Annotated in this window: 17 protein-coding genes; 4 read left to right on the top strand and 13 right to left on the bottom strand. The window is 73.9% G+C overall.

From position 1 onward, the window contains the following. Positions 1–169: 169 nt before the first annotated feature. The 4 genes from pyk to CLV72_RS14060 all read right to left on the bottom strand — a co-directional run bounded on the left by pyk (position 170) and on the right by CLV72_RS14060 (position 4,154). Positions 170–1,609 (bottom strand): pyruvate kinase, encoded by a 1,440-nt coding sequence (gene pyk / locus CLV72_RS14075; RefSeq protein ID WP_106245783.1) that lies wholly within the window; start codon positions 1,607–1,609, stop codon positions 170–172. 59 nt (positions 1,610–1,668) lie between these two features. Then, positions 1,669–2,271, bottom strand: coding sequence for a type 1 glutamine amidotransferase domain-containing protein (locus CLV72_RS14070; protein ID WP_245930187.1), 603 nt, complete (start codon positions 2,269–2,271; stop codon positions 1,669–1,671). Between the two features lie 120 nt (positions 2,272–2,391). Beyond that, entirely contained in the window at positions 2,392–3,189 is a 798-nt protein-coding gene (locus tag CLV72_RS14065) for an ABC transporter permease (protein ID WP_106245781.1), read from the bottom strand. Continuing rightward, on the bottom strand, positions 3,186–4,154 hold the full coding sequence (locus tag CLV72_RS14060; protein ID WP_106245779.1) for an ABC transporter ATP-binding protein: 969 nt from the start codon (positions 4,152–4,154) through the stop codon (positions 3,186–3,188). Before CLV72_RS14060 ends, CLV72_RS14065 begins: the two co-directional genes overlap by 4 nt. A gap of 113 nt (positions 4,155–4,267) precedes the next feature. Between CLV72_RS14060 and CLV72_RS14055 the strand changes: the two genes are divergently transcribed. Genes CLV72_RS14055 through CLV72_RS14045 form a run of 3 tightly spaced genes read left to right on the top strand, consistent with a single transcriptional unit; the run spans position 4,268 to position 6,538 of the window. Then, entirely contained in the window at positions 4,268–5,059 is a 792-nt protein-coding gene (locus CLV72_RS14055; RefSeq protein WP_170140977.1) for a TetR/AcrR family transcriptional regulator, read from the top strand. A 29-nt stretch (positions 5,060–5,088) separates the two neighbouring features. Continuing rightward, positions 5,089–5,799, top strand: coding sequence for a helix-turn-helix domain-containing protein (locus CLV72_RS14050; RefSeq protein ID WP_106245773.1), 711 nt, complete (start codon positions 5,089–5,091; stop codon positions 5,797–5,799). Positions 5,800–5,854: 55 nt separating this feature from the next. Further along, positions 5,855–6,538 (top strand): maleylpyruvate isomerase N-terminal domain-containing protein, encoded by a 684-nt coding sequence (locus CLV72_RS14045; RefSeq protein WP_106245771.1) that lies wholly within the window; start codon positions 5,855–5,857, stop codon positions 6,536–6,538. 16 nt (positions 6,539–6,554) lie between these two features. Here the strand turns inward: CLV72_RS14045 and CLV72_RS14040 are convergent, their stop codons facing one another. The 3 genes from CLV72_RS14040 to CLV72_RS14030 all read right to left on the bottom strand — a co-directional run bounded on the left by CLV72_RS14040 (position 6,555) and on the right by CLV72_RS14030 (position 9,457). Continuing rightward, complete coding sequence (locus CLV72_RS14040) at positions 6,555–7,463, bottom strand: hypothetical protein (protein ID WP_106245768.1); 909 nt, start codon at positions 7,461–7,463, stop codon at positions 6,555–6,557. Between the two features lie 57 nt (positions 7,464–7,520). Next, positions 7,521–9,014: an amino acid permease gene (locus tag CLV72_RS14035; protein ID WP_245930186.1), complete on the bottom strand. Its 1,494-nt coding sequence runs from the start codon at positions 9,012–9,014 to the stop codon at positions 7,521–7,523. Between the two features lie 80 nt (positions 9,015–9,094). Continuing rightward, a complete protein-coding gene (locus CLV72_RS14030) occupies positions 9,095–9,457 on the bottom strand; it encodes a DUF2784 domain-containing protein (protein ID WP_106246950.1) in 363 nt (120 codons plus the stop codon). 419 nt (positions 9,458–9,876) lie between these two features. Between CLV72_RS14030 and CLV72_RS14025 the strand changes: the two genes are divergently transcribed. After that, positions 9,877–10,758: an alpha/beta hydrolase gene (locus CLV72_RS14025; RefSeq protein WP_106245763.1), complete on the top strand. Its 882-nt coding sequence runs from the start codon at positions 9,877–9,879 to the stop codon at positions 10,756–10,758. 52 nt (positions 10,759–10,810) lie between these two features. Here the strand turns inward: CLV72_RS14025 and CLV72_RS14020 are convergent, their stop codons facing one another. From CLV72_RS14020 to gltB, 6 genes are all read right to left on the bottom strand, one after another. Beyond that, the gene (locus CLV72_RS14020; RefSeq protein ID WP_106245761.1) at positions 10,811–11,578 is read right to left on the bottom strand and encodes a tryptophan 2,3-dioxygenase family protein; all 768 of its coding nucleotides are present in this window, start codon (positions 11,576–11,578) and stop codon (positions 10,811–10,813) included. After that, a complete protein-coding gene (locus CLV72_RS14015) occupies positions 11,575–12,534 on the bottom strand; it encodes a diiron oxygenase (RefSeq protein ID WP_211302868.1) in 960 nt (319 codons plus the stop codon). The genes CLV72_RS14020 and CLV72_RS14015 overlap by 4 nt, the downstream gene beginning before the upstream one ends. Before the next feature lie 10 nt (positions 12,535–12,544). Next, a complete protein-coding gene (locus tag CLV72_RS14010; RefSeq protein ID WP_106245758.1) occupies positions 12,545–13,831 on the bottom strand; it encodes an aminotransferase class I/II-fold pyridoxal phosphate-dependent enzyme in 1,287 nt (428 codons plus the stop codon). Beyond that, on the bottom strand, positions 13,831–14,652 hold the full coding sequence (locus CLV72_RS14005; protein ID WP_211302867.1) for an SDR family NAD(P)-dependent oxidoreductase: 822 nt from the start codon (positions 14,650–14,652) through the stop codon (positions 13,831–13,833). Before CLV72_RS14005 ends, CLV72_RS14010 begins: the two co-directional genes overlap by 1 nt. 200 nt (positions 14,653–14,852) lie before the next feature. Further along, entirely contained in the window at positions 14,853–16,304 is a 1,452-nt protein-coding gene (locus CLV72_RS14000; RefSeq protein ID WP_106245753.1) for a glutamate synthase subunit beta, read from the bottom strand. A gap of 44 nt (positions 16,305–16,348) precedes the next feature. Then, positions 16,349–20,902: a glutamate synthase large subunit gene (gene gltB / locus CLV72_RS13995; RefSeq protein ID WP_106245750.1), complete on the bottom strand. Its 4,554-nt coding sequence runs from the start codon at positions 20,900–20,902 to the stop codon at positions 16,349–16,351. Between the last annotated feature and the right edge of the window lie 37 nt (positions 20,903–20,939).

Below are 20,939 nucleotides of genomic sequence, written 5' to 3'. Positions count from 1 at the left end.
CGGGGCGGGGGCGGTGGCGGGGCGCGCGGCCCATCGCGGGACGGGGTCTGGTCGGGGACGCGGGGGCCGTGGCGGGCGCGGGAGGTGCCCGCACGGAGCCGCGGCGTACGTGTGTACGTGCGAGGGGCCGCACCGCTGGTGCGGTGCGGCCCCTCGGGTGGTGCGGTGGTCAGCTCAGCCGGGGCCCGTGGGCGACGGCGTCGCCGATGCGGTGGACGCGCAGGGCGTTGGTGGAGCCTGCGGTGCCGGGCGGGCTGCCGGCGACGATGACGACCTTGTCGCCCTTCTGGCAGCGGCCGATCTCCAGCAGGGCGCTCTCGACCTGGCGCACCATTTCGTCGGTGTGGTTGACGTGCGGGACGGTGAAGGTCTCGACGCCCCAGGTGAGGGAGAGCTGGCTGCGGGTGAGCGGGCGGCTGGTGAAGGCGAGCAGCGGGATGGGCGAGCGGTAGCGGGCCAGCCGCCGGGCGGTCTCGCCGGTCATGGTGAAGGCGACGAGGGCCTTGGCGCCGACGATGGCGCCGACCTCGGCGGCGGCGCGGGCGATGGCGCCGCCGGTGGTCTCGGGGACGCGGGAGAGCACGGGTTCGGCGTGCAGGGTCTCCTGCTCGGCGGCCATGACGATGCGGGCCATGGTCTGCACGACCTCGATGGGGTACTCGCCGACGCTGGTCTCGCCGGAGAGCATGACGGCGTCGGCGCCGTCGAGGACGGCGTTGGCGACGTCGGAGGTCTCGGCGCGGGTGGGCCGGGGCGCGGAGATCATCGATTCGAGCATCTGGGTGGCGACGATGACCGGCCTGGCCTTCTCGCGGCAGCGTTCGATGGCGCGCTTCTGCACCATGGGCACGCGTTCGAGCGGCAGTTCGACGCCGAGGTCGCCGCGGGCGACCATGATGCCTTCGAAGGCGTCGATGATCTCGTTGAGGCGCTCGACGGCCTGCGGCTTCTCGATCTTGGCGATCAGCGGCACGTGTACGCCGACCTCGTCCATGACGGCGCGGGCGTCGTCGGCGTCGGTGGGGCTGCGCACGAAGGAGAGCGCGATCATGTCGGCGCCGAGTTCGAGGGCCCACCGGAGGTCGATGAGGTCCTTCTCGGGCAGCGCCGGGACGGACACGGCGACGCCGGGGAGGTTGAGGCCCTTGTGGTTGGAGACCTTGCCGCCGACGAGGGTGCGGGTGTGGACCCGGGTGCTGGTGGTCTGGGTGCACTCCAGGACCACGCGGCCGTCGTCGATGAGCACGCGGTCGCCGGGGCGGACGTCGCCGGGCAGGCCGCTGTAGGTGGTGGAGACTTCGTTTCGGTCGCCGGGGACGTCTTCGGTGGTGATGGTGAATTCGTCGCCCGGGCTGAGGACGATGGGGCCGTCGGCGAAGGTGCCGAGGCGGATCTTGGGTCCCTGGAGGTCCACGAGGATCCCCACGCTGCGTCCGCTGGCCTCCGCGGCCGCCCGGACTCGCCGGTAGACCTGCTCGTGGTCGTCGTGGCTGCCGTGGCTGAGGTTGAGCCGGGCGACATCGAGGCCGGCGGATACGAGCGCGTCGATACGGGCCTGGCTGGACGTGGCTGGTCCCAGTGTTGCAACGATCTTTGCGCGTCGAGTCACACCCCTACCTTAGGGCCGGATCGGCGGGCACAGGTCTAAACCACCGTTTCGAATCGATGTCACTTGCCGGACCGGCCGGCGAACGCGCTGATGGCGGCGGTGTCGAAGGCGTCGAGATCGCCTGGTTTGCGGCTGGTGACGAGGAGGGTGGGGCCTTCGGAGTCGATGACGACCTGCTGGTCGACCCAGGTGCCGCCGGCGTTGCGGATGTCGGTGGCCAGGCTGGGCCAGGAGGTGAGGGTGCGTCCGGCGACGGCGCCGGCCTCGATGAGGGTCCAGGGGGCGTGGCAGATGGCGGCGATGGGGATGCCGGCGGTGACGAAGTCCTGGACGAGGGCGACGGCGCCGGGGTGGGTGCGCAGGTTGTCGGGGTTGGCGACGCCGCCGGGCAGGAGGAGGCCGGCGAAGTCGCCGGCGTCGGCGTCCTCGACGACCATGTCGACGGGGAAGGTGTCGGCGGCGGTGAGGTGGTCGAAGGCCTGGATGCGGCCGGGTTCGGTGGAGATGAGCCTGGGGGTGCCGCCGGCGCGTTTGACGGCGTTCCAGGGCTGGGTGAGTTCGACCTGCTCGGTGCCTTCGGGTGCGACGAGGAAGGCGATGGTCCGGCCGTTGAGTTCGGCGGTGGTGCCGGTGCTGCCGGGGGTGCTGGCGATGGTGGTCACGGCGGTTCCTTTCCGTTCCGGGTGGGGATCGGGTGGCCCCCTGCCCGGAGGGGCGCGGCCGGACACATCGGCGTTCCGGGCGGGGGCCGGTGCGCGGCCCGCGCCCGGCGGCCGGGGCGGTCAGGCGCGGGTGCGGCGGCGGAAGAGGTAGGCGGAGGCGGGGACGGTGACGGCGAGGATGCCCAGGCACCAGGCGAGGGCGGCGGGGGCGCTGTCGGTGGGGGTGCCGAGCAGCAGGCCGCGCAGGGTCTCGATGACGGGGGTGACGAACTGGTGCTCGGCGAAGGGGCGCAGGGCGGCGGGCATGGTGTCGGGGGGTACGTAGGCGCTGGAGACGTAGGGGAGGAAGAGGACGAAGAAGGTGAAGCCGCTGGCGCCTTCGGCGGATCTGGCGATGGTGCCGAAGGCGATGGAGATCCAGCAGATGGCGAGGATGTAGAGGGCGATGGTGCCGAGGGCGGCGATCCAGGCGAGGGGGTCGGTGGCGGGGCTGAAGCCGATGGCGACGGCGGTGCCCAGGACGAGGAGGGTGGACAGCAGGTTGCGGAGCAGGCTGGCGGTGACGTGGCCGGTGAGGAGGGCGGCGCTGGACATGGGCAGGGAGCGGAAGCGGTCGATGGCGCCGCTGGTGAGGTCCTGGCTGAAGGCGACGGCGGTCTGGGAGGCGGCGTAGCCGGCGGCGCTGATGAGGATGCCGGGGACGACGTAGTCGATGTAGGCGGTGCCGACGTGCAGGGCGCCGCCGAAGACGTAGACGAACATCAGCAGCAGGGTGAGCGGCAGGATGACGCTGAGCAGGAGGGCGTCGAACTGGCGGAGGTTGTGGCGGAGGCTGCGGGCGGTGAGGACGGCGGAGTCGGCGAGGAGCCAGTAGGCGCGGCCGAGGGGGCTGGGCGCGGGGGCGGGGGCGGTGGTCATCGGGCGGTCTCCAGTTCGGCGGGGGCGGTGACGGCGAAGAAGACGTCGTCGAGGGTGGGGGCGGTGATGCGCACGGCGGTGACGGGGAGGCGGGCGTCGGCGAGTGCGTTGAGGAGGGCGCGCAGGTCGTCGGTGCGGTGGAGGGGGAGGCTGAGGGTGCCGTCGGCGGGGTCGGCCTGGGGGTCGGCGGCGCGCAGCAGCCGGGCGGCGGCGGGCAGGTCGGCGGGGCGGGCGAGGGTGAGGGTGACGCGTTCGCGGCCGACCTGGGCCTTGAGTTCGGCGGCGGTGCCTTCGGTGGCGACGCGTCCGCCGTGCAGGACGGCGATGCGGTCGGCGAGCCGGTCGGCCTCTTCCAGGTACTGGGTGGTGAGCAGGACGGTGGTGCCGTCGGCGACCATGGCGCGGACGACGTCCCACATGGTGCGTCTGCTGCGGGGGTCCAGGCCGGTGGTGGGTTCGTCGAGGAAGACGACGGGCGGGCTGGCCATCAGGCTGGCGGCGAGGTCGAGGCGGCGGCGCATGCCGCCGGAGTAGGTGCGGGTCTGGCGGCGGGCGGCGGCGGTGAGGTCGAAGCGGTCGAGGAGTTCGGCGGCGCGGCGGCGGGCGCGGGCGCGGCCGAGGTGGAGGAGCCGGCCGACCATGACGAGGTTCTCCTCGCCGGTGAGGAGTTCGTCGACGGAGGCGTACTGGCCGGTGAGGCCGATGAGGCCGCGTACGGCGGCGGGTTGGGTGCGTACGTCGCGGCCTTCGACGCGGGCGGTGCCGCCGTCGAAGGGCTGGAGGGTGGCGAGGGCGCGGACGAGGGTGGTCTTGCCGGCGCCGTTGGGGCCGAGGAGGGCGAATACGGTGCCGCGCGGCACGGTGAGGTCGATGCCGCGCAGGACCCGGTGGTCGCCGTAGGACTTGGTGAGGCCGCGGACCTCGATGCTGGCGGGTGGTGGAGCGGCGGCGGTCGGGGCCGGCATGGCGACTCCTTGCGATGTGTATGACTTACTCGGACGTGTATAAGATACACATGGTTTATGTTGCACACAACGCGGTAGGCTCGGAGGACCGACCAGACCGAACCGGAGCCCCCATGTCCCAGGACCCGCCCGCCCCGACGTCCGGCCTCCAGCGCCTGTGGCGGCTGGACGCGCCGCCGCGCGGCGGCCGGCCCACGCTCAGCGTGCGGCGGGTGGTGGCCGCGGCCGTGGAGCTGGCCGACGCCGAGGGGATCGGCGCCGTCTCGATGGGCAGGGTCGCCGAGCAGCTGGGCTTCACCACGATGGCGCTGTACCGCCATGTCGCGGGCAAGGACGAGCTGCTGGAGCTGATGTCGGACGCGGCCGTCGGCGAGCCGCCGCCGACCGACGGCGCCGCCCCGTGGCGGGCCCGGGCGCACTCGTGGTCGCTGGCGATGCTGCGCCGGGTGCGCGAGCACCCGTGGATCACCGAGGTGCCGTTCTCGACCCCGCCGCTGGGCCCGCACCGGGTGCGCTGGATGGAGGCCGGCCTGCGCGCGCTGCGCGGCTGCGCCCTGGACGCCGAGCAGAAGCTCGCTGTGATCAACACCCTCAACGGGATCGTCTGGCACGAGGTGAGCCTGGAGTGGCAGCAGGCCAGGGCGCGCGACCGGGCGGGGCGCGACCCCGCGGGCGCCTTCGCCGACTACGGCCGCGCGCTGGCCTCCGTCGCCGCGCCCGAGCGCTTCCCCGAACTCGCGGCGCTGGTCGCCGACGGGGTCTTCGGCGAGCCGGACGCCGCGCCGGGCCCGGCCGGCCCGGCGCCCGTGCAGGACTTCGACGACCCCCTCGTCGCCTTCGCCGTCGACCGCTTCCTGGACGGCGTCGAGCTGCTGCTGGAGCGGCAGGGCGGCGGCGCGGGCTGAGCGGCGGGCCGCGCGGATATCCTGGCCGCATGTCCGGCCCGGCCGCCCATTACACCGAGTCGGCGCCGCCCGAAGGGCTGGCGCGGGTGCTGGTGTGCCGGTGGGAGACCCTGGTCGGCGCCGAGCCCCGTCCGGTGCTGCCGGACGGCTGCACCGACCTGATGTGGACCGGGGAGCGGCTGTTCGTGGCGGGTCCCGACACCGGGCCGCAGCCGGTGCGGGAGCCGCCCGGCACCCGGATCACCGGGGTGCGCTTCGCGCCGGGCCGCGGGCCCGCGCTGCTGGGCGTGCCCGGCGACGCGCTGCGCGACGCCCGTCCCGACCTGGCCCTGCTGTGGCGGCCGGGCGAGGCCGAGCGGCTGGCCGACGCCCTCGCGGCCGCTCCCGATCCCGCGGGCGGCCTGGCGGCGGCGGTGGCCGGGATGCTGCGCGCGGCGGGGCCGCCGGAGCCGTGGGTGGCGGCGGTGGTGCGCGCGGCCGACGGCGGCGAGCGGGTGGCGGATCTGGCGCGGCGGCTGGGGCTGAGCGAGCGGCAGCTGCACCGCCGCTGCCTGGGCGCGTTCGGCTACGGCGCCAAGACCCTGCAGCGGGTGCTGCGCTTCCGCCGCTCGCTGCGGCTGGCCGGGCGCCCCGGCGCGGTGCTGGCCGAGGTCGCGGCGGAGGCGGGCTATGCCGACCAGTCCCATCTGGCGCGCGAGGCGCGGGCGCTGGCGGGTGCTCCGCCGGCCGCGCTGCGCTGAGCGCCCGACTGCCGGCAACCCTGTGTACACGGCGATTGCTGGTAGTTTCGGGGGTATGGAGCATGGTCTAGTCCAGGCCGCGCTGCGCGCGGAAGTGGCCGCCTTCACCGGCGCCGTGGCGGGCTTCGCCGAACACGATTTCCGCGCCTCCACCCGGTGCGTGCCATGGACGGTCGCCGAGCTGCTGATCCACGTCCGCGATGCCGTGAACCGGCTGCCGTCGATGCTGGCCGACCTCCCGCCGGCCCGCGCCGACGTGTCGGCGGCCGGCTACTACCAGCCCGATGTGCGCTTCTCGGTGGCCACCAACGCCGACCGGGTGATGATCGCGCAGAAGGGCGCCCGCGAGTTCGCCACCGGCCGGGCGCTAGGCGCCTCCTTCACGGCCGCCTGCGAGGAGCTGCTGGCCGCGGTCGCGTCCGAGCCCGCCGGCCGGCTGGTGCGCACCCGCCACGGCGACGCCATGTCGCTCACCGACTTCCTGGCCACCCGGGTGGTCGAGCTGGGCCTGCACGGCCTGGACGTCTCCGACGCGCTCGGCCGCCCGGCCTGGCTGAGCCCGCAGGCGGCGCGGGTGCTCGAACTGCTGTTGCTGTCGGGCGAGGACCCCGACCGGGCCCGGCCCGACGGCTGGGACCGGCTGGACTTCCTGCGCAAGGCGACGGGCCGGGCCGGTCTCAGCCCGATCGAGGCGGCCGAGCTCGACCGCGACGGCGTGCGCCACCTGACGCTGGGCTGAACCGCCGCTCCGGGCGCTAGCCGGCCTCGGCCACCCGGCCGTGCGCGCGCAGCACCACCAGGTTCCCCACGGTCAGGTGGCCGCGCCACTCCGGTTCGGTGATCGGCGTCCAGAAGGGGAAGCCGGGCCGCCAGCCGCCGTCGGGCTGCTGGGCCGCCACGGTGGCGTCCAGGGCGGCGGCGGTCTCCTCGGGCGTGAACAGCGAGGCGCCGAGGCAGTCGGGGCGGGGGGCCAGGGCGAGCGGGCCGTGGTGGGACTCCCGGCCGTCCTCGGGCAGCGCGACCGCGCGCAGTGCGGGGGCGAGCCGGTCGAACTCGGCGCGGGCCCTGGCCCGGTCGGGCGCGTGCTCCAGGAAGGTCAGCACGGCCGCCGCCCGGTAGCCGAAGGCGAGCCCGGCCTCGGCGTCGCCGGGGCTCGGCGGGCCCAGCTCGGCGATCCGCGTCCAGCAGAAGTCCGTCGCCCCGTCCAGCCAGGGGTGGCGGACGCCGTGGCGGTGCAGCAGCCCGGCGATGGCGGCGGTCGGGTTGAGGTCGCCGCCGGTCTGCGGGCCGTCGATCCACCAGGGCGCGGCCGGGGTGCCGCGTACGGAGGGCAGGACGAGGGGCACTCCCCCGCCGGGTTCGGTGATGGCGGCCAGGTATCCGCACAGCGGGGCGGCCACGGCCTGGTCGAGCCGGTCGAGTTCGTCGAGCAGCCGGAGGGCGATCTCGGCGTGCTGCGGCTGGCTGCCGGTGCCGCGCAGGTCGGGTTCGAGGGCGTTGCCGTAGCCGCCGTCGGGATTGCGGTAGGCGGCCAGCGCCGCGGCGGCGTCGTCGGCGGAGCGGCCGCGGAAGTGGTGCTCGAACCTGAGCCGGTCGATCAGGCGGGCGTTGAGCCGCAGGAAGCGCTCGGTTTCGTGCAGGGTGTTCGCGGTGACGGTGCGCATAGGCGCCACGCTAGTGCGGGCGGCGGCGGCCGCCTTGGACGAATCGGACGCGGCGCGTCAGCGGGCGCCGGGGTGCAGCCGCGACCTGCGGTAGCCGTACAGGGCGTACAGGACCAGGCCGACGGCGAACCAGGCGGCGAAGCGCCACCAGGTGGTGGGGTCGAGGGAGCTGATCAGCCAGATCGAGAAGGCGATGCCGACCAGCGGCACCACCGGCATGCCGGGGGTGCGGAAGGTGCGCGGCAGCTCGGGGCGCCGGTAGCGCAGCACCACGACGGCGGCGCAGACCACCACGAAGGCGGCCAGGATGCCGATGTTGGTCAGCTCGGCGACCTGGTGGATGGGGAGCAGCCCGGCCATGACGGCGGAGCCGGCGCCGACGATCCAGGTGATGCGGCTGGGCACCCGGCGCACCGGGTGCAGCTTGCCGAACCAGCCGGGCAGCAGGCCGTCGCGGCTCATCGAGAACCACACCCGGGTGACGCCGAGCATGAAGGTGAACATGACGGTGAGGATGCTGATGACGGCGCCGACGGCGATGAGAGTGCCCAGGGCCGGGATGCCGACGTCGGCGAAGGCGGTGGCGAAGGCGCTCTCGCCGTCGATCTGCGTGTAGTTGACCATCCCGGTCAGCACCAGGCAGGCGAGCACGTACAGCACCATGGCGACGGCAAGGGAGTAGATGATGGCCCTGGGCATGTGCTTGCGGGCCTGGGTGGACTCCTCGGCGGCGGTGCTCATGGCGTCGTAGCCGAACACGGCGAAGAAGACGATGCCGGCGCCCGCGACGGCCCCCTCGAAGCCGAAGGGGAAGAAGGGCTCGTAGTTGGCGGGGTCGATGTAGAAGACGCCGACCGCGATGACGAGCACCACCAGGGCGACCTTGACCCACACCAGGGTGGTCTCGAAGCGGGCGGCGCTGCGGATGCCGAGGTTGAGCACGAAGGCGATGAGCAGGCACAGCAGTACCGCGAACAGGTCGACGGCGTAGCTGCCGGCGGGGACGCCGGCCGGCTCGGTGCCGGGGGCGCCCAGCATCCACAGCGGCAGTTCGAGGCCGAACTGGCCGAGGAGGTAGCCGAAGTAGCCGCTGATGCTGATGGCGACGACGGAGACGATGGCGCTGTACTCCAGCAGCAGGTCCCAGCCGATCAGCCAGGCGACGAGTTCGCCCAGCACGATGTAGCTGTAGGTGTAGGCCGAGCCCGAGCGCGGGATCAGCCCGGCGAACTCGGCGTAGGAGAAGGCGGCGGCGGCGCTGGCGACCCCGGCGATCAGGAACGAGATCACCACGGCGGGTCCGGCGCTCTCGTTGGCGACCGCGCCGGCCAGGGAGAAGATGCCGGCGCCGATGATGCCGCCGATGCCGATCGCGGTCAGCTGCCACAGGCCCAGTGAGCGGGCCAGCCCGGTGTCGGTCTCCTCGGTGGCGTCCTCGATGGGCTTGCGGCGGAAGATGCCGCGGGCTCCGGTCAGGCGGTTGGTGGCCATGCGCTCCCCCGGGGGCCCGGCGGCCGGCCGGGCCGCGTCGAAGCGTGATCGTGCGGCCACGCCGCGACCGGATTGTCGCACCCGGCGCCTGATATGTCACGCATCGGGCCGGAGGCCGGAAAAGGGGGGTGCCTTCCCCCTCAGCCGGCGCGGCGGCGGCGCAGCAGCAGGTACCAGCCGAGCCAGGACGCGGCCACCACCGCCCCGGCCGCCACCCGCACGTGCACCAGGTACCGCTCCGGGTAGACGACGCCGGTCAGGTAGGTGTCGATGAAGCCCTCGGTGAGTCCGGCCTGCCCGGCCCGGCGGCGGGCCCAGTCCTCCACCCAGGTGAGCGGGCAGTCCCAGCCGATCACGATGATGCCCAGGCCGTAGGCCGCGCACAGCAGGTGCGGCACGATCAGCGCCGGCCACCGCCAGGCGGCGAAGCCGCCGAAGACGACGAAGGCCAGGAACGCGGCGTGCGCGACCATCGCCGCGTCGGCCAGCAGTCGGTACCCCACACCGCCCACGCTAGGCGCCGCCGGGCCGCCTGGCCTTCAGGCGCCCGCGCCCGCAGCGGCGGCGTGCCCGCGCACCCGCTCCGCGCCGTTCGATACGCCGACGCAAAGGTCGACCGGACCTCTCGTACCGGTTTTCGACAGGAGCGCAATTTCCTTCATAGCAGCAGCTCAAAGCCGTGAGCAAATCCATCTTGCGTTTCAAGATAACGATATGTGAGCCATGGTCCACTCAGGTTCGACATCGTCAAGTCCACATTCCCATTCCAATCGGTCTCTGCGAATGTGATTCCGATCGCCATTGTCGAGGCATTCGGAATGGAGCGGATCGACGCGCGTCCGGCCTGAGGCCGCGCAACGCGGGCGCGGTCGGCGCACGAAGGCTCGGACCAGGGGCGATGCCGACAGCAACGGAGTGGGCGATGGCGAACACGGCGGCCGGCGGCGTCTACCGCGGTTGGGACCGGGCGGCCTTGGACCGCCTGTACTCGCCCAGCGTGACGGTCCCGGACATTCGGCGCTACCTGGATGAGTACGCGCGGCTCAGCGCGCATGCCCGCCGGACGCACCGGGTGCTGGCCGGGCTGCGCTACGGCCCGTCCCCGGCGGAGCGGCTGGACTTCTTCCCGGCCGAGCGGCCGGGCGCCCCCGTGCTGGTCTACGTGCACGGGGGCTACTGGCAGGAGCTGAGCAAGGACGAGTCGGCCTTCTGCGCTCCGGGGTTCCTGGCGCAGGGCACGGCCTTCGCCGCGCTGGACTACGGGCTGGCGCCCGCCCACCGGCTGGACGAGATCGTGGCGATGGTGCGCCGCGCGGTGCGGTGGCTGGTCGGGCAGGCGCCGCGCCTGGGGGTCGATCCCCGCCGGGTCCACCTGGCGGGTTCGTCGGCCGGTGCCCATCTGGCGGCGATGGCGCTGACACCCGACCGGGCGCGCCGCGGCTTGCCGGAGGCCGGTCCGGTCGCGGGGGTGGCGCTGCTGAGCGGGGTGTACGACCTGGAGCCGGTCAGCCACACCTATGTCAACGAGGCGCTGGCGCTGAGTCTCGCCGACGCCCTGCGCAACAGCCCGCGCTGGCTGCCGATCCCCGAGGTGCTGCCGCCGGTGGTCATCGCCCGCGGGGAGAACGAGACGCCGGAGTTCGTCCGCCAGCACGACGAGATGGCGGCGGCGCTGCGCTCGGCGGGCGCGGACCCGGTGGAGGTGGTGGGCCGCGGCCGCAACCACTTCGACCTGCCCTACGACCTGGGCGACCCGGCCACCGAACTCGGCGCTGCGGTCCGCGGGCAGCTGGCCGGGGGCTGACAGGGCCGCGGCGGCCGGTCCCCGCCGCGCCCGGCGGCGGGGACCGGCCGGCTCACAGCCCCGTACGCAGATCCCACAATTCGGGGTAGAACCTGGCGCGCTGCTGCGCCTCCAGGAAGGACGCGCCGCTGGATCCGCCGGTGCCCTGCTTGGCGCCGATCTGGCGGTGCACGTTCATCAGGTGCCGGGCCTGCCACAGGCACCAGGCCTGGTCGTGGGAGACCAGGGCCTCGGCCAGCTCCCACAGGGCGTGGTGCTCGGCGCCGCGGGCGGCGATCCGGTGGTAGGCGGCGAAGCGCTGGTCGCGGTGCTGTGTCGGGAACCCGGCCCGGCGCAGCACCGCGAGGAAGCCGTCCCACAGGCTGTGCTCGTTGAAGCGCCGCTGCAGGCGCTTGCGCTCGTCCTCGGTGTACCAGGGCCGGTCCAGGAAGCGGCGGTCCTTGCGCCCCGACAGCAGGGTGATCTCCCAGAACTGGGCCGACTGGCCCCCGTTGCCCTTGCCCAGTGCGCCGCGGAAGCCGGCGAAGTCCTGCGGTTCCATGGTGTCGAGCACGTCGAACTGCTCGGTCAGGACCCGCTCGACGCGCACGCACCGCTCCAGCCGCTTGCGGGCGCGGTAGGCGTCGCCGTCCACCATGAGGTCGCGGGCGTCGGTCAGCTCGGCCAGCATCTGCTTGAACCACAGCTCGCACGCCTGCTGCACGGTGATGAACAGCAGTTCGTCGTGGACGGCGGGCGCGGCCAGGGGGTGCTGGAGTTCGAGCAGTTCGGGCAGTTCCAGGTAGCCGCCGTAGGTGGGCGACGGGCTCGGGGCGCTCACGGCCGCTCCCCGGCGATCAGGCCGCGCTCGGCGAAGGCATCCTCGGCGCCGGGCACGTCGAGCACTCCGGCCGAGCGGCAGGTCTTGACGGTGGCGCGGCAGATGTCGCGCATCCGGTCGCGTCCGCTGTCGCCGCCGTAGCAGTCGTCGGCCACGGCGGCGGCGGTGGACGCGTCCAGGCCGGCCAGCACCAGGGAGGAGCGGACCGGGCCGACGTCCCACACCAGGCAGCTCTCGATCAGGGCGGGCATGGTGCGCGCCACGGGGCCGCGCAGCGAGGGGTCCAGCTGGGCCCACAGCTCGTGGAAGAAGGCGGAGAAGAAGCGGTGGTGGTGGCCTTCGTCCTTGGCGTGGTCGCGGGTGATGTCGCGGACGGTGGTGACCACGTCGGGGTCGTTGGGCACCTCGTTGAGGACGGCCGTCACCAGGGTCTCGAACACCGTGCACTGGAGCAGCGGGACCAGCCGGGGGTGGTCGGGCAGCATCCGGGCGCCGGTCTCCTCCAGCCGGTCGACGAAGCCGCCGAAGTCCCAGTCCGGGATGGCGATGCCGGTGACCGCCGAGACCTGGTCGGCCAGGTCGAGGCTGTAGAGGGCGTGGTAGCCCTCGTCGCAGTAGACCTTGAACGCGTCCAGCTGCGCGGATCTGGGTAAGTCCAGGCCGGAGCGGCCGTTGGCGATCCGCTCGGCGGCGCGGTTGACGATGCGGCTCTCCAGGTGGGTGGTGGAGAGCAGGAACTGGTAGAGGTGGCGCACCGCCAGCTCGCGGCGCAGTTCGGGCGGCAGGTCCCGGACGGCCTCGTGGTCCAGGTAGGGCACCAGCCGCTCCGGATAGAACACCTTGCCCTGGTCGGTCTCGTCGTGGAACATGCGGCGCACTCCGGTGCGCACTCCTGCGGAGTGGTACCAGTGGTCGAGCGGGCCGGGGGCGGCCGACGGCCGGTGCTTGTCGGGCACGATGGGCTCCTCACGGTCGTGGCGGGTGTGTGGCCCGGCCGGCGCCCGCCGGCCGGGAGGGCGCGCCGACCGACTCCAGCAGCCGCCCGAGGCGGGTGAGGGCGTCGCGCACCACGGCGGGGTCGGTGGTGTGGCAGATGCGGAACCAGCCCGGTTCCGGGGAGCCGAACACCTGGCCGGGCAGCAGGTTGACCCGGGTGCGCTCCCAGATCCGCTGCCACAGGGCGTGCTCGGCGCCGAAGCCGCCCCCGGCGAGCCAGGGCCGCAGGTCGGTCCAGATCGAGAAGCCGCCGGAGGCGGGGACGTGCCCTACGCCGTGGGCGGCCAGGGTGTCGGCGGCGTGGCGGTAGGAGCGGGCCAGCCGGTCCCGGTTGCGGTCCAGGAAGTCCGCCGCCCACGGCCCGTCGGCCAGCAGGGCGCTCAGCAGCGCCTGGGTGTCGGTGGACACCGGAGCGAAGTAGGCCAGGGCGCGGGCCGCGGCGAGCACCTCGGGGTCCTCGGTGTGCAGCACGCCGGCCTTGAGTCCGGACAGGCCGAAGTCCTTGGCGAAGCCCCACACCGTGTGCACGCGCACGGTACCGCCCTCGCGCACGCGCGGGTCGAGCAGGCTGGTGAAGGTGTCGGGGCCGTACACGGAGTTCGCGTAGATCTCGTCGGCGATGACGTCGACGCCGTGCCGCTCGGCCACCTCCAGGCAGGCGCGCAGCACGGCGGGCGGGTGCACGTTGCCGGTGGGGTTGCACGGGGAGGTGAGCACCACGGCCCGCGCGGTCAGTCCCTCGGCGCGGGCTTCGGCGAGCGCCCGGTCGACGGCGCCGGGGTCGAGCCGGAAGCCGTCGGCGGCGGACAGCGGCGCCGGGAGCAGCCGCGCGCCCGAGCGCCCGCACAGGTCGAGCGGGAGCGCGCCGTAGTAGGGGGCGGGCACCACCAGGGCGTCGCCGGGGTCGCACAGCACGCTGGCGATGATGTCCAGCGCGGCGGTCGCGCCGCTGACGACCACGAGGTTCTCGGGGTCGACCGGGCTGCGCCAGGTGGCGGCGAGCAGCGGCGCCGCGGCCTCGCGCAGGGCGGCGGTGCCGTACAGCGGCGCGTAGCGGACGTCCTCGGGCCGCACCCGGCGGGCGGCGGCGACCCGGGGCTCCAGCAGGTCCCACACCAGCCGGTTCTCGGCGGTGCCCAGGTTGAGGTAGCCGCCGGGGTTGCGCTCGGGGTGGTAGGGGTCGGCCTCGGCGGCCAGGTGGGCGACCGCGATGGCCGGGGTGTCGGCCGCGAGTTCGGCGGCGCGCTTGGAGACCATCAGCCTGTGCTCCCGCGGGTGGTGTCGCGGCCGGTCGCGGCCCTTCCGGTGAGCAGCCCGGGGTGGACGCCGAGGCCCAGCGAGGCGTCGAGCACGGCGCCGTGCAGCACCCGCGCCGCGTCTCCGGCCAGCCACCAGACCAGTTCGGCGATCTCCTCGGGCTCGATCAGCCGCCCCTTGGGCAGCCGCCCGACCAGCTCGGCGCGCTCTGCGGCGTCCAGCGCGTCCAGGGTGCTGGCGGCCAGCATCGGGGTGTCCACGGCGCCGGGGCAGATCGCGAAGACGTCGACGCCCTCGTGGGCCAGTTCGGCGGCCAGCTGCCTGGTCAGGTAGGCCAGGGCGGCCTTGCTCATGCCGTCGGCGAGGTGGAAGCCGGGGAAGGCGGCCACTCCCCCGCCGACGCTGGCGATGTTGATGATCGTGCCGCGGCCGCGTTCGCGCATGGCGGGCAGCAGCTGGCGGATCAGCCAGAGCGGGCCGACGGTGTTGATCCGCATGAAGGCGGCGTCGCGCTCCTCGGCGGGGCCGGGGACGTGGCGCTCGACCGTTTTGGAGCCTACGGCCGCGTTGTTGACCAGCACGTCGACCGGTCCGGGCAGCGAGGCGGCCAGCCGCTGGTGGCTGGCCCAGTCGCCCTGGTCGAACGGGAGGCCGGTGGCGTCGGCGCCCGCCGCGGCCAGTTCGGCCTCCAGGGCCAGCGCGTCCGCGCGGTGGGTGCGGTAGGTGAACCAGACCCGGTCGCCGGCGAGCGCGAAGCGCCGGACCGCGGCCCGGCCGATTCCGCCCGAGCCGCCGGTGATCAACACGCCGCGCCCTGTCACAGTCCTCATTGTGGAGGGGGCGTCCGACCGGGCGCACGGGGCCGATCCGCACTCCGTGTGCTCGCGGGCGGCGCCCGTGCGGGCGCGGCGGGCCGCCGGTGCGGCCGGGGCGCGCGGGTGCTCAGCTCAGCGGGGGTGCCGTCACGCAGCGCGCCCCGGCGGCTCCGCGGAGCCGCCGGGGCGCGGGTGGACCGGCCGGGTCAGACCAGGGGCCGGGCGGTGGGCGGGATGGGGGCGGGCAGCAGGGTGTCGCCGGTGAGGCGGCGGTCGACGGCGGCCGCGGCGGCGCGGCCCTCGGCGATGGCCCACACGATGAGCGACTGGCCGCGGCCCATGTCGCCGGCGCAGAAGACGCCGGGGACGGTGGTGGCGTAGTCCTTGTCGCGGACGACGTTGCCGCGGGCGTCCAGCTCCACGCCGAGGTCGGTGAGCAGGCCGGGGCGCTCGGGGCCGGTGAAGCCCATGGCCAGCAGCACCAGCTCGGCGGGGATCTCCCGCTCGGTGCCCTCGACCGGCTCGAAGCCCTTGTCGGTGCGGACGACCTCGGTGAGGGCGAGGGAGCGGACCCGGCCCGCGGCGTCGCCGCGGAAGGCGGTGGTGGACACCGAGTAGACGCGCTCGCCGCCCTCTTCGTGCGCGCTGGTCACCTTGTACAGCATCGGGTAGGTGGGCCAGGGCTGGCCGGCCGGGCGGGCGGCCGGCGGCTGGGGCATGATCTCCAGCTGGGTGACGGAGGCGGCGCCCTGGCGCAGCGCGGTGCCCAGGCAGTCGGCGCCGGTGTCGCCGCCGCCGATGACGATGACGTGCTTGCCCTGCGCGGTGATGGCCGGGGTGTCGGTGTCGCCCTCCTGCACCCGGTTGGCCAGCGGCAGGTACTCCATGGCCTGGTGCACGCCGTCGAGCTCGCGGCCGGGAACGGGGAGTTCGCGGGCGGCGGTGGCGCCGCCGGCCAGCAGCACCGCGTCGTGGCCCTCGCGGAGTTCGGCGGCGGTGAGGTCGACGCCGACGTTCACTCCGGCCCGGAACTCGGTGCCCTCGGCGCGCATCTGGGCGAGCCTGCGGTCGAGGTGGCGCTTCTCCATCTTGAACTCGGGGATGCCGTAGCGCAGCAGCCCGCCGACGCGGTCGGCCCGCTCGTAGACGGTGACCTCGTGGCCGGCCCGCGTGAGCTGCTGGGCGGCGGCCAGCCCGGCCGGGCCCGAGCCGACGACGGCCACCCGCCGGCCGGTGCGGACCCGGGCGGGCTCGGGCCGCACCCAGCCCTCGGCGAAGGCGCGGTCGATGATCTCGACCTCGACCTGCTTGATGGTGACGGGGTCGGAGTTGATGCCGAGCACGCACGCCGACTCGCACGGCGCCGGGCACAGCCGCCCGGTGAACTCGGGGAAGTTGTTGGTGGCGTGCAGCCGGTCGATGGCCGTCCGCCAGTCGTGCCGGTAGACGAGGTCGTTCCACTCCGGGATCAGGTTGCCCAGCGGGCAGCCGTTGTGGCAGAACGGGATGCCGCAGTCCATGCAGCGGCTCGCCTGCTTCTCCAGGCGGGCGGGCTCGAAGTCCTCGTAGACCTCGCGCCAGTCCATCAGGCGCAGCGGGACCGGGCGGCGCGCCGGGGTCTCGCGGCCGGTGGTCATGAAGCCCTTGGGGTCGGCCATCGCCGAACCTCCTTCCGGTGAGCGTGGGTGGTCGGTGGGGGCGCTCAGCCCTGCGCGGCGGCCATCACGGCCTCGTCGGCGTCGCTGCCCTCGCGCTCGGCGCGGGCCTGGGCGGCCAGCACCCGCTTGTAGTCGCGCGGCATGACCTTGCCGAAGCGCTCGACCGCCACCTCGAAGTCGGCCAGCAGCGCGGCGGCGACCGTGGAGCCGGTCTCGGCGTGGTGCCGGGCGACGACCTCGCGCAGGAACGCGCGGTCGTCGTCGTCCAGCGGGTCCAGGTCGACCATCTCGGTGTTCACCCGGGCGGGGTCGAGGTCGAGCAGGTAGGCGACGCCGCCGGACATGCCGGCCGCGAAGTTGCGGCCGGTGGGGCCGAGCACCACGGCCCGCCCGCCGGTCATGTACTCGCAGCCGTGGTCGCCGACGCCCTCCACCACGGCCAGCGCGCCGGAGTTGCGGACGCAGAAGCGCTCGCCCACCACGCCCCGCAGGAAGATCTCCCCGGAGGTGGCGCCGTAGCCGATGACGTTGCCCGCGATGATCTGCTGCTCGGCGGCGAAGCGGGCGTCGGGCGAGGGGCGCACCGTGATGCGGCCGCCGGACAGGCCCTTGCCGACGTAGTCGTTGGCGTCGCCCACCAGCCGCAGGGTGACGCCGCGCGGCACGAAGGCGCCGAAGGACTGCCCGGCCGAGCCGGTGAAGGTGATGTCGATGGTGTCGTCGGGCAGCCCCTCGCCGCCCCACCGCTTGGTGACCTCGTGGCCCAGCATGGTGCCGACGGTGCGGTTGACGTTGCGGACCGGGAGTTCGAGGCGGACGGGGTCGCCCAGGCGCAGCGCGCCCTCGGCGAGCTGGATGAGGGTGTTGTCCAGCGCCTTCTCCAGGCCGTGGTCCTGGCCGACGACCTGCCTGCGGTGCGCGCCCTCGGGCAGCGCGGGGGCGTGCAGGATCGGGCTGAGGTCCAGGCCCGCGGCCTTCCAGTGGTCGATCGCCCCGGCGGTGTCGAGGAGTTCGACCCGGCCGATCGCCTCGTCCAGGCTGCGGAAGCCGAGCGCGGCCAGCAGTTCGCGGACCTCCTCGGCGATGTACTCGAAGAAGGTGACCACGAACTCCGGGCTGCCGGTGAAGCGCTTGCGCAGCTCGGGGTTCTGGGTGGCGACGCCGACCGGGCAGGTGTCCAGGTGGCAGACGCGCATCATCACGCAGCCCGACACCACCAGCGGCGCCGTGGCGAAGCCGTACTCCTCGGCGCCCAGCAGCGCCGCGACGAGCACGTCGCGGCCGGTCTTCATCTGGCCGTCGGTCTGCACCACGATGCGGTCGCGCAGGCCGTTGCGGAGCAGGGTCTGCTGGGTCTCGGCGAGTCCCAGCTCCCAGGGGGTGCCGGCGTGCTTGAGCGAGGTGAGCGGCGAGGCACCGGTGCCGCCGTCGTGGCCGGAGATGAGCACCACGTCGGCGTGGGCCTTGCTGACGCCGGCCGCGACCGTGCCGACCCCCGCCTCGGACACGAGCTTGACGTGCACGCGGGCGGAGGGGTTGGCGTTCTTGAGGTCGTGGATGAGCTGGGCGAGGTCCTCGATGGAGTAGATGTCGTGGTGCGGCGGCGGCGAGATGAGGCCGACGCCCGGGGTGGAGTGGCGGGTCTTGGCCACCCACGGGTACACCTTGTGGCCGGGCAGCTGGCCGCCCTCGCCGGGCTTGGCGCCCTGCGCCATCTTGATCTGGATGTCGTCGGCGTTGGTCAGGTACTCCGAGGTGACGCCGAAGCGCCCGGACGCGACCTGCTTGATGGCGCTGCGCCGCAGGTCGCCGTTGGCGTCGGGCAGGAAGCGGCGGGGGTCCTCGCCGCCCTCGCCGGTGTTGGACTTGCCGCCCAGCCGGTTCATCGCGATCGCCAGGGTCTCGTGGGCCTCGGCGGAGATGGAGCCGTAGGACATGGCGCCGGTGGAGAAGCGCTTGACGATCTCCGACACCGGCTCGACCTCGTCCAGCGGCACCGGGGGCCGCTCGCCCTCGCGCAGCTTGAACAGGCCGCGCAGGGTCATCAGCCGCTCGGACTGGGCGTCGACCCGCGAGGTGTACTGCTTGAAGATCTCGTAGCGGCGGCTGCGGGTGGAGTGCTGGAGCCGGAAGACGGTCTCGGGGTCGAAGAGGTGGTCCTCGCCCTCGCGCCGCCACTGGTACTCGCCGCCGACCTCCAGGGTGCGGTGGTGGGCGGGGTTGGCGGCGAAGGCGCGGCGGTGGCGCAGCCGCACCTCTTCGGCGAGCACGTCGAAGCCGACGCCGCCCAGCCGGGAGGTGGTGCCGGTGAAGCAGCGGCGCACCACCTCGGGGCCGAGCCCCAGCGCCTCGAAGATCTGCGCCCCGGTGTAGGAGCTGACGGTGGAGACGCCCATCTTGGACATGATCTTCAGGACGCCCTTGCCGTAGGCCTTGACCAGGTTGGCGACGGCCTTGTCGGGCTCGATCCCGGCCAGGGCGCCGTCGGCGGCCAGCCGCCGGACGGTGTCGATGGCCAGGTAGGGGTTGACGGCGGAGGCGCCGTAGCCGACCAGCAGCGCCACATGGTGGCACTCGCGGACGTCGCCGGCCTGCACGACCAGGCCGACCTGGGTGCGGGTCTTCTCGCGGACCAGGTGGTGGTGGACGGCGCCGGTGAGCAGCAGCGAGGGGATGGGCGCGTGCTCGGCGTCGGCGCCGCGGTCGCTGAGCACGATGATGTGGGCGCCGTCGGCGATGGCCGCCGACACGTCGGCGCAGATCTCGTCCAGCCGCCTGCGCAGCGCCTCGCCGCCGCCGGCCGCCGGGTAGGTGCCCCGGGCGGTGTGCGCGCGGAAGGCGGGGTCGCCGCCGGGGGCGCCCTCGGCCAGGATCGCCGCCAGCTGGGCGTCGTCGAGCACCGGGGTGGGCGCGACGATGCGCCGGCAGTCGTCGGGGTCCGGGGAGAGCACGTTCTCCTCGGCGCCCAGGATGGTGCGCAGGGAGGTGACCAGCTCCTCGCGGATGGCGTCCAGCGGCGGGTTGGTGACCTGCGCGAACTGCTGGGAGAAGTAGTCGAAGAGCAGGCGCGGGCGGCTGGAGAGCGCGGCCACCGGGGTGTCGGTGCCCATCGAGCCGATCGGCTCGGCGCCGGTGCGCGCCATCGGGGAGAGGATGACGCGCAGTTCCTCGTCGGTGTAGCCGAAGACCTGCTGCTCGCGCAGCGGTTCGGCCACCGGCTGCGGTGCGGCGGCCGGCAGCTCGGCCAGCGGTACCACGTTGCCGGCCAGCCACTCGGCGTAGGGGTGCTGGGCGGCCAGTTCGGCCTTGATCTCCTCGTCCTCGATGATGCGGCCCTGCTCGGTGTCGACCACGAAGATGCGGCCCGGCTGGAGCCTGCCCTTGCGGACGACCGAGGCGGGGTCGATGTCGAGCACGCCGACCTCGCTGGCCATCACCACGAGGCCGTCGTCGGTCACCCAGTAGCGGCCCGGGCGCAGGCCGTTGCGGTCGAGCACGGCGCCGATGAGGGTGCCGTCGGTGAAGGTGACGGAGGCGGGGCCGTCCCAGGGCTCCATCAGCATGGAGTGGAACTCGTAGAAGGCCCGCACCGCGGGGTCCATCTCGGTGTGGTTCTCCCACGGCTCCGGGATCATCATCAGCACGGCGTGCGGCAGCGAGCGGCCGCCCAGGTGCAGCAGTTCGAGCGCCTCGTCGAAGGAGGCGGTGTCGCTGCCCTCGGGGTCGACGATCGGGAACAGCCGCGACAGCTCGCCGGGGATGAGGCCGCTGGTGAGGGTGGCCTCGCGGGCGCGCATCCAGTTGCGGTTGCCCTTGACGGTGTTGATCTCGCCGTTGTGGGCGATGAAGCGGAACGGGTGGGCCAGCGGCCACGACGGGAAGGTGTTGGTGGAGAAGCGGGAGTGCACCAGGGCCAGCGCGGTCTCGTAGCGCCGGTCGGAGAGGTCGGGGAAGAACGGCTCCAGCTGCGGAGTGGTGAGCATCCCCTTGTAGGTGATGGTGCGCGGCGACAGGCTCGGGAAGTACACCCCGGCCTGGTGCTCGGCCCGCTTGCGGGCGCCGTAGGCGTACCGCTCCAGCTCGATGCCGGCCGGCAGCGGCCCGTCGGAGGCGCCGGCCACGAACAGCTGCCGGAAGTGCGGCATGTTGGAGCGGGCGACGGGGCCGCAGAACTGCGGGGCGTGCGGCAGCTCGCGCCAGCCCAGGACGGTCAGCCCCTCCTCGCGGACGATCGCCTCGACCTGCTCGACGGCGCGCTCGCGCTCGGCGGGGTCGTGCGGCAGGAAGGCGATGCCGGTGGCGTAGGCGCCGGCGCGCGGGAGGTCGAAGGGGACGGTGGCGCGGTAGAGGGCGTCGGGGATCTGGGTGAGGATCCCGACGCCGTCGCCGTCGTCGGGGTCGGCGCCCGACGCGCCGCGGTGGTCGAGGTTGCGCAGGACGGTGAGGGCCTGTTCGACGATGCGGTGGCTGCGGCGACCGGAGAGATCGGCCACGAACGCGACCCCGCAGGCGTCGTGCTCGAAGCTGGGGTCGTACAGGCCCTGAGCGGCGGAATCGGCGGCGTGTCCGTGGGGACCGCGAACCTGGCCAGCAGGCATCTACCCTCCTGTCGTCGCGTCTGCTTGAAAGAACTGC

Origin of the sequence: Allonocardiopsis opalescens (assembly GCF_003002095.1) — a bacterium.
In the GTDB taxonomy this organism is placed as follows: Bacteria; Actinomycetota; Actinomycetes; order Streptosporangiales; family Streptosporangiaceae; genus Allonocardiopsis; species Allonocardiopsis opalescens.
The sequence above is the reverse complement of the archived record's forward strand: the minus strand, read 5'-3'. Positions and strand labels throughout refer to the sequence as shown.

Excerpts from the sequence above, each read along its gene's own strand:
- CLV72_RS14065 (WP_106245781.1), bottom strand. The coding sequence starts at position 3,189 with ATGACCACCGCCCCCGCCCCCGCGCCCAGCCCCCTCGGCCGCGCCTAC.
- CLV72_RS14060 (WP_106245779.1), bottom strand. The coding sequence starts at position 4,154 with ATGCCGGCCCCGACCGCCGCCGCTCCACCACCCGCCAGCATCGAGGTC.
- CLV72_RS14055 (WP_170140977.1), top strand. The coding sequence starts at position 4,268 with ATGTCCCAGGACCCGCCCGCCCCGACGTCCGGCCTCCAGCGCCTGTGG.
- CLV72_RS14050 (WP_106245773.1), top strand. The coding sequence starts at position 5,089 with ATGTCCGGCCCGGCCGCCCATTACACCGAGTCGGCGCCGCCCGAAGGG.
- CLV72_RS14045 (WP_106245771.1), top strand. The coding sequence starts at position 5,855 with ATGGAGCATGGTCTAGTCCAGGCCGCGCTGCGCGCGGAAGTGGCCGCC.
- CLV72_RS14040 (WP_106245768.1), bottom strand. The coding sequence starts at position 7,463 with ATGCGCACCGTCACCGCGAACACCCTGCACGAAACCGAGCGCTTCCTG.
- CLV72_RS14025 (WP_106245763.1), top strand. The coding sequence starts at position 9,877 with ATGGCGAACACGGCGGCCGGCGGCGTCTACCGCGGTTGGGACCGGGCG.
- CLV72_RS14010 (WP_106245758.1), bottom strand. The coding sequence starts at position 13,831 with ATGGTCTCCAAGCGCGCCGCCGAACTCGCGGCCGACACCCCGGCCATC.
- CLV72_RS14000 (WP_106245753.1), bottom strand. The coding sequence starts at position 16,304 with ATGGCCGACCCCAAGGGCTTCATGACCACCGGCCGCGAGACCCCGGCG.
- gltB (WP_106245750.1), bottom strand. The coding sequence starts at position 20,902 with ATGCCTGCTGGCCAGGTTCGCGGTCCCCACGGACACGCCGCCGATTCC.